Source organism: Erythrobacter sp. MTPC3 (genome assembly GCF_042854385.1).
Lineage (GTDB): Bacteria > Pseudomonadota > Alphaproteobacteria > Sphingomonadales > Sphingomonadaceae > Erythrobacter.
In genome coordinates, this window is the sequence record NZ_BTGP01000006.1 from 155,520 (window position 1) to 170,477 (window position 14,958).

The following is a 14,958-nucleotide window of genomic DNA, read 5'->3' on the forward strand; positions in this document are numbered from 1 at the left end:
CAAGTGCGAGAGGCCGCTTTTTTTAATCGATAAAACGCTGCTGGCTCCTAGAAGCGGTAAAGCAGCTGAGCGAAGAATTCGCGGCCATCGAAATCGTACGGGTTACCGATCGGAGTGTTCGAGATACCGAACACTTCGTTGGTGTCGATCAGCGGTGGATCGGTATCAAAAATGTTGGTGACACCCGCGATGATGCGCAGATCGCCATTATCCCAACGGATCGAAGCGGTGTGCTCGAAATACTCTTCGAGGAAACCAACGTCGCGGCAGAATACACCATCACCAGCGACCGTTCCGTCTGCCGAACCGCCGCCAAGACAGGTATCAGCAAAGAAGCCTGTCGGGTTGCCATCCGGGCCGTTACCGAATGCATCGGAAAACGGATCGAGCCCATCGGGATCCTGATCCATCCGGCCAGTGTAGAACGTCTGCCACGTAAAACGGAAGTCGGTCCAGTCAATCGCCAGCGTCGCACGGCCAGTCCAGCTCGGGAAGCTAGGCTCACCGGCGAAGTCTTCTTCGTCCACGTTGCCGTTATCATCGATAAACAAAGTCGAACGTTCGATCAGGCGGTTTGCCCGGAATTCAAGCGCAATGTCGAAAACTTCGCCGCCGACTGTGACGTCTTTGCCGAAGGTCGCGTTCAGATCGATACCGCGGACCGATTCCTGGTTCAGGTTGATGAACCCGGAATTGATCTGGCTGATCAGGAAGCGATCAGCAGGCTGGCTGCTGACTTCGATACGGTCACAGAAAGGACTGCGGTTGCCATCTGCGCGAGTGAAGCAGTCATTGACGATAAACTGCGAGCTCGGCTCAACAATGGAGTCCTTCAGCTTGATATCGAAATAGTTGAAGTTGAACGAGAAGTCGAAACCGCTCGCAAAGCTTTCTTCAAAGGCAAAGCCGGTCGTGATCGATCGCGAGGTTTCCGGATCGATGTCGAGGCTACCGCCGGTGAAGATCTGCGTGCTGCTTGCCTGAATTGTATTCAGGCCCGTTTGGTCAATGCCGACGGACGTAGGGTCACGGCCTTCACGAATACAGTTCGCGAGGATCGCAGGATCACGCGTCTCGCGATCTGCTTGATATCCGCCATCAGTCGAATCAAACGCAACATCCGGTACGGCGCACGGATCGAAGATGTTCCCGAAACCGGACTGGTTACGCAGGAAGTTCTCACGCAGGTTCGGCGCACGGAACGAAGTACCGTAGCTGAACTTGATGAGAAGCGGCGAAACCGGGCGCCAGCCGCCTTGCAGCGAGAAAGTGCCGTTGGTGCCGTAGAACTCTTCGTCCGTGACACGGCCCGAAGCGCGGAACGTCAATTCTTCGACCAGAGTTTCACCCGCGATCAAAGGAATGTCGATTTCACCGTATGCTTCGCGAATCCACTTGGAACCCTTTGCACCGCCATCGGCGAAGAAGCCCCAGAAGAGACCGTTCGAAGCGATCGAATTTGGTTGCGAGTCGATCGAGTCTTCGCGCCATTCAGCGCCAAGAACCACACCAACCGGACCGGCAGGCAGTTCAAATAGATCACCGGTTACAAAACCGCTGATGATTTTTTGTTCGTAGGTCGTATCAAAGGACCGCTCCCCAAACAGAAAATCGCGTTCCGCCTGGGTTGAAAGGTCACCAATAACGTTTTCGTAGAGCGAAGCGGAAAACAGGTTTACCGGAACGCAAGTCGCGTCGAGCAATGTCGGATCAACCATAGAAGGGTTGGCAAAACCGCTCGTGTCACAGGCACCGCCGGCAAGCAGAGGCGAAACAGGCTGGCTGTTGTAATCATCAGCAATACCGTCGCCATCGTTGTCGACGACGCCGTCACCGTCGAAATCGGCGGTCGGGTCAATACCGAGCGCGAGAGCCAGACGGTCTTCACGGATACCTATACGGACCGAAGACGATTCCGACCGCGAATAGACACCCGCAACTTCAAATGACCAGCTCGAACCGATGAACGGAAGATCGCCGCGCAGGCCGAGCACACCGCGGTACTGTTCCTGGTTGATGTCAACATTGTTCCGATCGCCGCGGACGGCGGGGATCGGACGTGCTGCAACTGAACCTACGCTTGGAAGTGCGAAAGCACCGCCAGCGAACGTATCGAGACCGCTGAACACGTTGTCCTGCAAACGGCAATCGATGCCGTCAGGGTTTGTATCGATATTACAAGGGTTGAACGCATTCGAAGCTGGCACCCACGGGAAGAATTGCGGCGTACCGTTATTCTCCGTCGAAGTGTCCTGACGACTGTATTGCGCTTCGAAGAAGGGCGTCAGGTTTGCATCACCCGGGAAGGTGTACTCACCATATGCAAAGACGTTGATGTATTCCTGTTCCGGGATGAAAGTCACATCCTGCTCTGCCGCGTTGGTGTTCACCAATGCAAAATCAACGTCACGAATGCCGTCGCCATTTGCATCTACCGGCGTTCCGAAAGCGTTGGTCGAATCGGAGAAGAACGGAATGCCGGTGTTACCCAGCACTGCGTCGCCATTGATGTTGGTGACGCCATAGTCGCGCGTGTCGAAGTAAATCGAGCCAACACGGGTCTGGTCCGCCTGAATACGGCCGACGACGCCCGAAATCTTACAAGGCTGCTGCGAAAGGCCAACGGTGCCGCCGCTATCTTCGAGAGCAAAGGCGTTCGATGCTACGTCGATTGTGCGAATGTTGCCGTTCTGATCAATTTCGTAATTCGTATCGCAACCCGACAAGAAGTCACGGTCGCTGATCAGCACTTCGTCAACGCGGCGATATTCAGCGCCGATGCCGAACACAGCGCGGTCGGTGGTGAAGCCCCATGCGCCGCTAACGGTGAAATCATCACCGCCGCCCGATTGGTTGATGTCACCGTTTACCTGCAGCTCAAGACCGTCAAAGTCTTTGCGCAGAACAGCGTTCACAACGCCTGCAACAGCGTCCGAACCGTAAACCGAAGACGCACCGTCAAGCAGCAGGTCATAGCGGTCAACGAGGGTTGCCGGGATCAGGTTGATCGATGGGTTCGACGGAGCGCCCTCAACACCCGAAGGCGAAAGGCGGCGGCCGTTAACGAGAACCAGTGTACGGTCAGCGTCGAGGCCGCGAAGGTTGATCGTCTGCGAACCGGGACCGTTGTCGAGAACGAAGCCCTGGAAGGTCGCGTCAATCTGCGTACCCGAGGCTGCTTCCGAACGCTGCAGGATCTGCGCGGGATCGAATGCGCCGATGGCCTGCTGGTTTTCGGTGCTGATCACCTGAAGCGGCGAGATCGAGCTGTAGGTGTCGCGGACGATACGCGAGCCGGTGACGGTAATGCCGCCCTGCGGGGTGTTTGGCTCACCCGTGGCGCCGGTTGTGATGTCGACCTGTTCGTCGCCAACGACGCCATCAGCGCCTTCTTCTTGCGCTTCTTCTTCGCCTTCGTCCTGTGCATAAACAGGTCCGGCCATTACGAAGGCAATGGCCGAAGCCGAGAACGCCAACGCCTTAACGGAATTGCTGTTAAACTTTTTCATGATCACTCCAGTTGCGACAACCGGAGCTTAATCTCGCTGTCAAACAATCTCTGATCGCCACACTACCCAATGCGGCGAAGAGAATCCCCTGCTCAATTTGCGACTAAGCCCCTGCGGTGGCAAATTTGTGCAATAGCGAAGGAGTGATGTCAAAGTGACGAACGTGTGAATTTAACCTTTTTGCCCCTGTGTTGCGTTAATCCCACAGACAGGGTTGCAGTTCGCAATTTGAGAGGACCATGACTTTTCATTAAATACAAAAAAGGGTGGCACATACGAAATATACCACCCTTTGCGTCTTTTGCGTAACCGGCGAGTTAGGTTGTTTCACTGTATTGTAACAGTCATACAGCGGTTATTTTCAGCTCTCCATCGCCTTCATCGACCTTCAGAGTCGTCCCGTCGCTCACAGTGCCTTCGATCAGCATTTCGGCGAGCGGATCTTGCAGGTATCGCTGCACCGCGCGCTTCAATGGCCGCGCTCCGTAAACCGGATCATATCCCACCCGGCCAAGCCAGCGCAGCGCCGCATCGGTCAGGTCGATTGTGATCTTCCGATCGTCGAGCAGTTTCTGCACCCGCTTCACCTGGATCGCGACAATCGGGGCCATGTGCTCCATCGCGAGGCGGTGGAACAAGATGATCTCGTCCAGACGGTTGAGGAATTCGGGGCGGAAATGTCCGCGCACCACATCCATCACCTGATCCTCCACATCGGCAACTTTCTGATCGTCGCCAAGATTGGAGAGGAACTGGCTGCCAAGGTTCGAGGTCAGAATGATCAGAGTGTTCGAGAAATCGACCACGCGGCCCTGCCCGTCGGTCAGGCGGCCATCGTCGAGCACCTGAAGCAGCACGTTGAACACATCGGAGTGCGCTTTCTCGACCTCGTCGAACAGCACCACCTGATATGGGCGGCGGCGCACGCTTTCGGTCAGCACCCCGCCTTCGTCATAACCGACATAGCCCGGAGGCGCGCCGATCAGGCGGGCGACGGAGTGCTTCTCCATGAACTCGCTCATGTCGATGCGGACCATCGCGCTGTCATCATCGAACAGGAACCCGGCGAGCGCCTTCGTCAATTCCGTCTTGCCGACGCCGGTGGGGCCGAGGAACAGGAAGCTGCCGAGCGGGCGGCCCGGGTCCTGCAAACCAGCCCGCGCGCGGCGGACGGCTTTTGATACTGCCGCGATCGCATCGCTCTGGCCGATCACGCGTTTGCCAAGGATGCTCTCCATCTCCAAAAGCTTTTCACGCTCGCCTTCCATCATCCGCTCCATCGGGATGCCGGTCCAGCGGGCGACGACGCCGGCGATGTCCTCTTCGGTCACTTCCTCTCGCAGCAATGCGTTTTCGGTCATGCCCTCTGCGGCCTCGAGCCGCTTTTCAAGCTCGGGGATCGTGCCGTATGACAGCTCACCAGCCTTGGCGAGATCGCCTTCGCGCTGGGCCTGTTCCAGCTCCAGCCGGGCATGGTCGAGCTCTTCCTTGATCTTGCTTTCGCCTTCGATCTTGTCGCGCTCATTCTGCCAGCGGGTCGTCAGTTCGGACGATTGCTGTTCCAGTTCGGCCAGTTCCTTGCGCAGGTTTTCCAGCCGGTCGCGCGATCCTGCGTCGTCCTCTTTCTCCAGCGCGGATTCTTCAATCTTGAGCTGGATGATGCGGCGGTCAAGTTCGTCGATTTCCTCGGGCTTCGATTCCACTTCCATGCGGATGCGCGAAGCTGCCTCGTCCATCAGATCGATGGCCTTGTCAGGCAGAAACCGGTTCTGGATATACCGGTCGGACAGGCGCGCGGCGGCCACGATGCTGCCATCTGTGATGCGCACCCCGTGGTGCAGTTCATACTTATCCTTGATCCCGCGCAGGATGCTGATCGTGTCCTCGACGCTCGGCTCTTCGATATAGACCGGCTGGAAACGCCGCTGCAACGCGGGGTCTTTCTCGACATATTTCTGGTATTCATCGAGGGTGGTCGCGCCGATGCAGTGCAGCTCACCGCGCGACAGGGCCGGTTTCAGCAGGTTGGAGGCATCCATCGACCCCTCGCTTGCGCCTGCGCCGATCAAAGTGTGCATTTCGTCGATAAACAGGACGATCTGCCCGTCAGCATTCTTCACCTCGTCGAGCACGGATTTCAGCCGTTCTTCAAACTCACCGCGATATTTCGCGCCCGCAATCAGCGAACCCATGTCGAGGCTCATCAGGGTGCGGCCTTTCAGACTGTCAGGCACGTCGCCATTGGCGATGCGCAGGGCGAGCCCTTCGGCAATGGCGGTCTTACCTGTGCCTGGCTCACCGATCAGTGCGGGATTGTTCTTTGTCCGCCGGGCAAGGATCTGGATCGTGCGGCGGATTTCCTCGTCGCGCCCGATTACCGGGTCCAGCTTACCATCGCGCGCGGCCTGCGTCAGGTCGCGGGCAAATTTCTCCATCGCGTCATAGCTGCTTTCCGCATTCGCGCTGTCTGCCTTGCGCCCGCCGCGAAGCTGGTCAATGGCCGAATTAAGCGACTGCGGGGTAACGCTAGCCGCCTTCATCGCCTCGCCCGCTTTGCCGCTGGATAGCGCGATGGCGACCAGCATCATTTCAACCGTGACATAGCTATCGCCCGCTTTTTCAGCGACGGTTTCCGCCTGGTCCAGCAGCCGCACAGTGTCATTGTCGAGGCCCGGCGTGTCCTGCGCGCCGCCGCCGGTCACAACCGGGATCTTGCCCAGCCCGGCATCAACGGCGCTTACGGCAAGCGCAGCTTCGCCGCCGGCGCGCTGGATCAGGCCTGCAGCCATGCCCTCTTCATCTTCGAGCAGAGCTTTCAGCAGGTGGAGCGGCGTGATCCGCTGGTGGTTCATGCGGATCGCAACCGTCTGCGCGCTTTGCAGGAAACCCTTGGCGCGGTCGGTAAATTTTTCGAGATTCATGGCATTACCCTCATCAGAATTACCCGCTCCAGATAGTGTTGCATATTCGCAACACAAGGGATGCGCGCATTTTTTGCATCGCAGGTGTGTTACTTGGCTAGGTGGGTTCGTCAAAACGCATTGCAACCCTTGGATAAAGGTCGCCAGCTTTCCTCCGCTCCATCCCTTGACCTGTCGCTGCCCGCAGGCAATGATCTGCGCGAAAGATTGGGGAGCGTGCTTTTTATGGAATGGGTCAAACGCAGCGCCTTTGCGCTGGTTGTGGTGCTGATCGCCGCATTCGTGGCGCTTGCCACTTGGGAGCCATTTGCCGCCCACACCGCCGACGCTCCGGCGCCGCGCGAATACACTGCGGAGATTACCCGCGATCCTTACGGCGTGCCGCATATCTATGGTGAGACTGACGCAGATGTCGCGTTCGGCGTGGCCATGGCGCAATCGGAAGATGATTTTTTTACTTTGCAGGATGTCATTGCGATGAGCCGCGGGCGATACGGCGCGATCGCGGGTCAGGACGGCGCGGTGTTCGATTACGCCTATCATCTGCTCGATGCGCGCGGCACGGCGATGCGCGAATACCCGAAACTGCCCGCAGACACGCGCGCCCTGTTCGAAGCGTATGCCGCAGGGCTCAACCAGTTTGCCGCCGACAATCCTGATGAAGTGAAGCTTGCCAATCTGTTTCCCGTCAATGGAGAGGATGTCGCGGCAGGTTTCGTGCTGCGCCAGCCGTTTTTCTTTGGCCTGGCCAACATCATCCAGCCGCTGGTCGAGGGCACGCCGCTGCGGCGCGAATTCGGCCCGGAAATCCCCGGTTTCGAAAACACACCCCCTGCCGGTCCTTCGGCACTTAGTCAGCCAGATCAGGCGCATCGCGGCGTCCACCCGCTGCCGTGGGGCGAAGATGCCGCGCTGCTGGGATCAAATGCGTGGGCCGTCACGCCGGAAAAATCGGGCGGACCAACCACGCTGATCTCCAATTCGCATCAGCCTCTGCGTGGCGGTGTGGCGTGGTATGAATTGACCGTGGAAAGCGGCGAAGGCTGGCATTTTACAGGGGCGAACTTTCCCGGCTCCCCCTTCCCTTTTTTGGGCCATAATGAAAATCTGGGCTGGACCAACACGGTCAACCGCCCGGACATGACCGATGTTTACAAGCTTGAGATGAATGAGGCGGGGACGCAGTACCGGCTCGATGGCGAATGGCGCGATCTGGAAAGCCGCACTGTTACCCTGCCCGTGCGCATGGGTCCGGTCGTGCTGCCAATCCGGCGCACCATCCATCGCAGCATCCACGGCCCCGTGATCGAAAATGACGAAGGGTTCTTCGCAATCCGGTATGGCGGGATGGACAGCGTCCAGCAGCTCGATGCGTATTACCGCCTGAACAAGGCGGAGAACCTTGACGAATGGCAAACCCAGATGGCCCGCATGGCCGTGCCGTCCACCAATTTCATCTATGCCGACCGCGAAGGCAATATCGCCTATGTCTACAATGCCGCGATCCCTGACCGGCCCGAAGATGTGAAGGCAAACTGGCGCGGTGTGCTGGACGGCAGCCGCAGCGACCTGATCTGGGAGGGCAGCGTCGATTACAGCGAACTGCCAAAGATCATCAATCCCTCCTCAGGCTGGCTGTATAACGCGAATAACGAACCCTACACCGCCGCCGGTGCAGCCGATGATATCCGCCCCGAAAATGTCTCGCCCATCTTGGGCGTCGAGCTGAAACAGACCAATCGTTCGCGCCGGGCATACAAATTGCTGTCGGAGGCGAACCTGCTGGACAGGGAAACCCTGGAGCGGATCAAATACGACACGGTTTATGAACGCGAAGGCTACGTTGCCGACCTGTGGGGCGCCCTGGAGGCGATGGAGGCACAAGGTGATCTGGCCGAGGCGCGCGACCTGCTGCTGACGTGGGATTTCGATGCCGATAATGAAGGCCGCGCAGATGCGCTCGCCCTGCTGATGATCCGCGATTTCATGTCGGCGGAATATCAGAACAAGAGCGAGGCCCCTGACGCAAAGCAAGCCTTGAGAGAGGCAGCCGACCATCTCAAAGAACATTTCGGCCGGATCGATCCGCCCATGTCCGATCTTATCCGTCTGCGTCAGGGCGAAGTCGATCTGCCGCTGGACGGCGGCTCTGACACATTGCGCGCCTCAACCACGTGGGAAGTGGACGATGACGGACGGCTTAGCCTGGTGCACGGCGACAGCTTTATCCAGTGGGTCGAATGGCCCGCGCCGGGCAGCGAAGGCGATGCGCGTGTCTCGTCCCGTTCGATCCAGCCCTTTGGCTCGGCCATCACCCGGCCAGAAAGCCCGCATCACACCGACCAGATGCAGCTGTTCGTCGATCACAAATTAAAACCCGTCTATTTCTGGCGGGAAGATGCAATCGCCCATGCCACACGGCAATACAGGGTAACCAACGCCGAATAATTCCCGCTTGAATTGCACCGCTGCATTGCGCACGGTCTATTCCAGCATCTGTCGCAACCGGAGCAAATTCATGAATATACGCCTCGCAACGTCCAGTCTGGCCGCCATCGCCATCGCGATCGCAGCGCCTGCCGCCCCCGCCTTTGCCGATGGGCATGGCAATCACGCCACTGCTGAAACCGCAGCGGCAGGCGATCTGACCGATCTGGTCGCACAGGTCGGCATCCCTTACGAAGAATTCGAGCTGGAAAACGGCCTCACCGTGATCGTTCACGAAGACCGCAAGGCGCCCGTTGTCGGGCTGGCCGTGTGGTACAATGTCGGCTCCAAGGATGAGCCTGATGGCAAGACCGGCTTTGCCCACCTGTTCGAACACCTGATGTTCAACGGCAGCGAAAACGCGCCAGCCGATTACTTCCAGTATCTGCAGGAAATGGGCGCGACCGATTACAACGGCACGACCAATTTCGACCGCACCAATTATTTCCAGACTGTCCCCACCCCGGCGCTCGAACGTGCGCTGTGGCTGGAAAGCGACCGCATGGGCTATTTGCTGGGGGCGGTGACGCAGGAAAAGCTCGATAACCAGCGCGGCGTTGTCCAGAACGAAAAACGTCAGGGTGATAACCAGCCCGGCGGCCTCGTCTTTTACGAAATCCTCGACAAGATGTTTCCTGAGGGCCACCCTTACGGCCACTCTGTGATCGGCTCAATGGCCGACCTCGACAGCGCATCGATGGAAGACGTTCGCAACTGGTTCCGCGACAAATACGGCCCAAACAACGCGACAGTCGTTTTGGCCGGAGACATCTCAGCGGCCGAAGCCCGCCCGCTGATGGAGCGGTATTTTGGCCCTATCGCGCGCGGTCCGGTAAACAATCCAGCGCAGGCCGAAATCCCTGTGCTGCCTGAAGATATTCGCAGCGTCATGAAAGATCAGGTCGCGGCCACCACGATTACCAAATACTGGCCTGCGCCCGGCATTACGAGCGATGAGTTGACAGCTCTCAACATTGGAACGAGCGTGTTTGGCGGCCTTGCCTCAAGCCGTCTCGATGAAATCCTGGTCCGTGACGAACAGCTCGCCGTGGGCGTTTCGGCAGGCAATTTCGATTTCCAACGCGTCGGTATCCTGACGGTCAGCGCGACGCTGAAACCGGGCGTTGAGCTTGCCACGCTGGAGGCGCGCCTTGATGAACTGATCGCGGAATATATCGCCGAGGGGCCAACCGAAGATGAAGTGCGCCGCGCGGCGACCAGCCGTCTGGCAGGCACGATCCGCGGTTTGGAACAGGTTGGCGGATTTGGCGGCAAGGCAGTGACGCTGGCCCGGGGCGAAGTGCTCGCCGGTGATCCGGCCAACTACAAAAAGAACTTCGATGTCCTCGCCACCCTGACGCCCGCCGATGTGACAGCAGCAATGCAGAACTGGCTGACCCGCCCAAGCTTTACGCTGGTGCTGGAGCCGGGTGAGCGCGATGCCGATTACGAAGAAGCGGCCTCTGTCGAAACCGACGAAGCAGAAGCAGCGCCAGCCGACAATACGGTCACCGTATCAGTGGAACGTCCCGCTCCGCCGATTGATACGATTGCGACGCTGGACTTCCCCGATGTCGAGCGCGCGGTGCTCGCCAACGGAATGCAGCTGACATATGCGCAGCGCGATGCTGTCCCGGCGACCTATGTCACCATGTCATTCAACGCAGGCTCGGCTGCCGATCCGGTTGCCAAGCGCGGTCTCGAAGACCTCACCATGGCGCTGTTCGACGAAGGCACCGCCGATATGTCGAGCCAGGAAATCGCCGAAGAGCGCGAGCGTCTGGGCCTGACCATCGGCACGGGAGGCGGCAGCGACCGTTCGACTTTCACCCTGTCCGCGCTGTCGGCCAATCTCACCCCGTCGCTTGAACTGATGAGCGACATCATGCGCAACCCCGCGTTCAATGAAAACGATCTGGAGCGTGTGCGCACGCAGACGATCACGGGGATCAAACAGCAGCTGAAATCGCCTGGCGCGCTCGCATTCCGCGCGATCGGACCGGAAGTTTTCGGCGCCAGCAACCCGTATGGCGGCAGCAATTCCGTGGCGAGTGTCAGTTCGATCACGCGCGATGACCTCGTCAATTTCAAGGACACGTGGATCCGCCCGGACAATGGCGAAGTTTTCGTCATTTCGGACCGTCCCATCGGAGAAATCGTCACCGCGCTGAACGGCGTGTTCGGCGATTGGGAAGCGCCCGCCACGGCAAAGGGCGCCAAGAGCTTTTCGCTCGACGGTGCGCCCGCAGCAGGCGGCAGGATCATCCTGATCGACCGCCCGAACAGCCCGCAAAGCTTTATTCTGGGCGCGCAGCTCACACCGCTTGATGCGCGCGATCCGGCGTTCATCGATTTCACCAATGCGAACAATTCGCTCGGCGGAAATTTTCTCGCACGGCTTAACATGAACCTGCGGGAGACCAAGGGGTGGAGCTACGGCGTTCGCGGCGGGCCTCAGGCGCGTGAAAACGCGGTCGTCTACAACATCTCAGGCGGCGTGCAGGCGGACCGGACTGGCGATTCCGTCGCCGAGATGATTCGCGAAACGCGTGAATTCCTGACCACCAGCGGCGTCACCGCCGAAGAGCTGGAGCGCAATGTCGCTTCGGAAATCGGCGAGCTGCCGGGCCGGTTCGAAACCTCGCCAGCCGTCCTAAGTGCACTGCAAAGCAATGCCCTGTATGGCCGCGCTGACGATTATTACGAGCAGCTGGTCGAACAATACGAAAGCCAGACCGCAGAAGGCCTCGACGCGGCAGCCCGTGCGGCGCTGAATGTCGATAATTTTGTCTGGGTCGTGGTTGGCGATGCCAGCCAGGTCCAGTCGCAGCTGGAAACCCTCGGCCTTCCGCTGGAAGTTCGCGAGCTGCCCAGCGAAGACTGACGCTACGGCTTTCTGGGGGCACCGCAGCCTTCGGTAAAATGGCAGGGCGAGAGCACGCACAGGCGGCTCTCGCCCTTGCTATTTCGGGCCGGGACCAGCGGTGTGATTGAGGTTGAAAGGCACTGACACACGTGTAAACAACGGCTCAAGAGGTCAGCGGCTTTTCAAGCTGACGGCGCTCGAGAACGATAATGGGGCAACGCTGTTGCTCCCGATACAAAGGAGAAACACGATGTCACTTTCAGGTTCTTACGATACCACAGTCAAAAGCCCGATGGGCGACCAGAGCGGCACTTTCACCGTAGTCGATAACGGCGACGGCACATTCTCCGGCAACATGGCCGGCGGAATGGGTTCGATGGATGTCGAAGACGGCAAGATCGACGGCAACACCATGACATGGAAAATGAACATGACCGTGCCGATGCCGATGACGCTCGATTGCGAAGCCACAGTCGAAGGCGACACGCTGGCTGGCAACGTCAACGCAGGCGCATTCGGCGCAATGCCGCTGACCGGTACGAAAACCGCCTAAGCGCGCTTTTTCAAAAATTGCAGAGGCCGCTGGAGTTCGCGCTCTGGCGGCCTTTTGCATGCGCGCCGTTCAGTCGCGGCTGATTTCGAATTTCATCAGCAGCGTGCGCTGATCGGCGGAAAAGTTATCGTCGCTGACAATGTAGAGGAATGACCGCCCGTCGTCCTCGCGCACGGCGATCCCTTCGAAATTGTCGACCGTCAGCGGGCTGGCCAGAACCGCCAGATCGCGCCGCGCACCGTTGGGATCGATTGCGATGATCGCCGCGTCATTGCCACGCAGTTTGGAATAGCTGCGGAACAGAATGTAGAGCGTCCCATCTGCGGCCATATCCGCGTCTGTTGGCGCTGCTCCATACCCAAGCAACGGCTCAGGCGCCTGATGCGTTTGCCGCTCGAACACACCGCGCTCCGACATCGCAGCGCAGTTTGGCTCACCGCCCAGTGAAACCTGCTCAGCGCACAGGAACAGCGAGTTTTCGTCCCCGGCCAAGGCCTCGACACCGCTGTTGTTTTCAAGCGGTCCGAGTACGGTTTCCGGCTGAACGGCCATCGGCGCTGGTGGTGCCGGCGGGCCGGTGAGTGAGGGATATCGCCAGATGCGGTGATCGCGCTCAAACCCGATCAGCCAGCCGCCCTCTGCACTGCGGGTGACGCTTTCGCTGTCGCCCTGCTCTTTTCCAATCAATGTGGCGCCATCGGGGCCAAGCAATTCGCCGGTATCAATGTTCTCGAGGCCAGAGAGCTCTCCGTCCGGTTCGTCCGGCACGATCCAGACCCAGCGCGCATCGTCGGTCAACGCTAACAATCGGCCGCTTTTCGCGTCCCAGCGCAGCGCCGACAGCCCGCCGATATTTCGATCCATGCGCGGAATATCAATGCCGCCGCGATAAATGAGATCGCCCACGCGCTCCAGCGCAGGATCGGTTTCGGATAGGGCCACTGCAGACAGAACAGGCGAGTTCACCGCAAACGGACGGTGCAAATAGACATAAGCCGCTGCCATCATGGCAAAGGCAATTACCGCTGCAAACAGCGCGAAGCGTGTCCGCGCCGCCACCGGATTACCCCAGTTTGTCTTTGAGTATCTGGTTCACCACCGCCGGGTTCGCCTTGCCCTGCATCGCTTTCATCGTCTGGCCAACGAAGAAGCCGAACAGCTTGTCCTTGCCGCCCTTATACTGTTCGACCTTGTCCTGATTGTTCGCGAGGATTTCATCAATCGCCGCTTCGATCGCGCCGGTGTCGCTGACCTGTTTCAGGCCTTCGCTGTCGGCGATTTCATCGGGTTCGCGGCCTGTTTTGAGGACGATTTCGAAGATTTCCTTGGCCTGACCGCCGGAAATCTCGCCTTTGTCCTGCATCGCAAGGATGCTTGCCTGCCGCGCGGCTGTGGCGTGGGCGGCATCGCCTTCATCACCCAGCGCCTTCATCACGCCCGGCGCGACCGAAAGCGCCCAGTTGGCAACCGGCGTTGCAACCTTTGCCTCTGGCTTACCGATCTTTTCAGCGGTGGCCGCCAGCAGGGTTTCAAACCTGCCAAAGGTTTCAACCTCTGCGGTTAGTTCGCGGGCGTTATACGGCGTCAGGCCCAGCTCATCGGTGTAGCGCGTGCGTTTCGCATCGGGCAATTCGGGCAAGCTAGCGCGGCAATCGGCGAGGAAGTCCTCCTCCAGCACAACCGGCAGCAGATCGGGGTCCGGGAAATACCGGTAATCGTGCGCGTCCTCTTTGGAGCGCATCGTACGGGTCGTGCCGGTCGCAACGTCGAACAGCCGCGTTTCCTGATCGACGCTGCTGCCGCTTTCCAGCACATCGACCTGACGGCCAGCCTCATATTCGATGACCTGCATGACGAACCGAACGGAGTTCACGTTTTTCGTTTCCGTGCGCGTGCCAAGCTCCGGGTCACCGACCTTGCGAACGGACACGTTCACATCGGCGCGCATGGAGCCTTCTTCCATATTGCCATCGCACGATCCGACATAGCGCAGGATGCTGCGCAATTTGCGCACATACGCCCCCGCCTCTGCCGGAGAGGTCATGTCCGGTTTCGACACGATTTCCATCAGCGCAACGCCGCTGCGGTTGAGATCGACATAGGACATGGTCGGATGCTGATCGTGCATCAGCTTGCCCGCGTCCTGCTCTACGTGGATGCGTTCAATCCCGATGATCTTGTCCTCGGGTATGCCGCCCTTTTCATCCGCCTCAATCAGCAGTTGCCCTTCACCCACGATGGGGTGGTACAGCTGGCTGATCTGGTATCCCTGCGGCAGGTCGGCATAGAAATAATTCTTGCGGTCGAACCGGCTCCATTTGTGGATTTCCGCCTCAATCGCCATGCCGGTGCGCACCGCCTGACGGATGCATTCAGCATTGGGCACAGGCAGCATTCCAGGCATCGCTGCATCGACTAGGCTGACCTGCGAATTCGGCTCCGCACCGAACGTGGTCGAGGCGCCGGAGAACAGTTTGGAATTGGAAGTGACCTGCGCGTGGACCTCCAGGCCGATTACGACCTCCCAATCGCCAGTCTGTCCCTGAATTTTGTAATTGCTCATGACCTCAGTCTATAGTGCGATTTGCACGGTACGAAAGGGTGTTTGCACAGACCGCATAT

General features: G+C 58.9%; 7 protein-coding genes. 3 read left to right on the forward strand and 4 right to left on the reverse strand.

Annotated elements, in window-relative coordinates; translation table 11 throughout:
- Positions 1–47: 47 nt before the first annotated feature.
- Together ACGHU1_RS10080 and clpB are read right to left on the reverse strand one after the other, a co-directional pair.
- A complete protein-coding gene (locus ACGHU1_RS10080) occupies positions 48–3,509 on the reverse strand; it encodes a TonB-dependent receptor domain-containing protein (RefSeq protein ID WP_390586444.1) in 3,462 nt (1,153 codons plus the stop codon).
- 344 nt (positions 3,510–3,853) lie between these two features.
- On the reverse strand, positions 3,854–6,430 hold the full coding sequence (gene clpB, locus ACGHU1_RS10085; RefSeq protein WP_390586446.1) for an ATP-dependent chaperone ClpB: 2,577 nt from the start codon (positions 6,428–6,430) through the stop codon (positions 3,854–3,856).
- Positions 6,431–6,655: 225 nt separating this feature from the next.
- Here clpB and ACGHU1_RS10090 point away from each other — a divergent pair, with 225 nt between their 5' ends.
- From ACGHU1_RS10090 to ACGHU1_RS10100, 3 genes are all read left to right on the forward strand, one after another.
- Positions 6,656–8,878 (forward strand): acylase, encoded by a 2,223-nt coding sequence (locus ACGHU1_RS10090; protein WP_390586447.1) that lies wholly within the window; start codon positions 6,656–6,658, stop codon positions 8,876–8,878.
- A gap of 70 nt (positions 8,879–8,948) precedes the next feature.
- Positions 8,949–11,801: a M16 family metallopeptidase gene (locus tag ACGHU1_RS10095; RefSeq protein WP_390586449.1), complete on the forward strand. Its 2,853-nt coding sequence runs from the start codon at positions 8,949–8,951 to the stop codon at positions 11,799–11,801.
- Between the two features lie 232 nt (positions 11,802–12,033).
- Positions 12,034–12,336, forward strand: a complete 303-nt coding sequence (locus ACGHU1_RS10100) for a hypothetical protein (RefSeq protein ID WP_390586451.1) — start codon at positions 12,034–12,036, stop codon at positions 12,334–12,336.
- Between the two features lie 69 nt (positions 12,337–12,405).
- Here the strand turns inward: ACGHU1_RS10100 and ACGHU1_RS10105 are convergent, their stop codons facing one another.
- Both ACGHU1_RS10105 and gatB read right to left on the reverse strand, forming a co-directional pair.
- The gene (locus tag ACGHU1_RS10105; RefSeq protein ID WP_390586453.1) at positions 12,406–13,395 is read right to left on the reverse strand and encodes an esterase-like activity of phytase family protein; all 990 of its coding nucleotides are present in this window, start codon (positions 13,393–13,395) and stop codon (positions 12,406–12,408) included.
- 4 nt (positions 13,396–13,399) lie between these two features.
- Entirely contained in the window at positions 13,400–14,899 is a 1,500-nt protein-coding gene (gene gatB / locus ACGHU1_RS10110) for an Asp-tRNA(Asn)/Glu-tRNA(Gln) amidotransferase subunit GatB (protein ID WP_390586455.1), read from the reverse strand.
- Positions 14,900–14,958: the final 59 nt, after the last annotated feature.

Excerpts from the sequence above, each read along its gene's own strand:
- ACGHU1_RS10100 (WP_390586451.1), top strand. The coding sequence starts at position 12,034 with ATGTCACTTTCAGGTTCTTACGATACCACAGTCAAAAGCCCGATGGGC.
- gatB (WP_390586455.1), bottom strand. The coding sequence starts at position 14,899 with ATGAGCAATTACAAAATTCAGGGACAGACTGGCGATTGGGAGGTCGTA.
- ACGHU1_RS10090 (WP_390586447.1), top strand. The coding sequence starts at position 6,656 with ATGGAATGGGTCAAACGCAGCGCCTTTGCGCTGGTTGTGGTGCTGATC.
- ACGHU1_RS10080 (WP_390586444.1), bottom strand. The coding sequence starts at position 3,509 with ATGAAAAAGTTTAACAGCAATTCCGTTAAGGCGTTGGCGTTCTCGGCT.
- clpB (WP_390586446.1), bottom strand. The coding sequence starts at position 6,430 with ATGAATCTCGAAAAATTTACCGACCGCGCCAAGGGTTTCCTGCAAAGC.
- ACGHU1_RS10095 (WP_390586449.1), top strand. The coding sequence starts at position 8,949 with ATGAATATACGCCTCGCAACGTCCAGTCTGGCCGCCATCGCCATCGCG.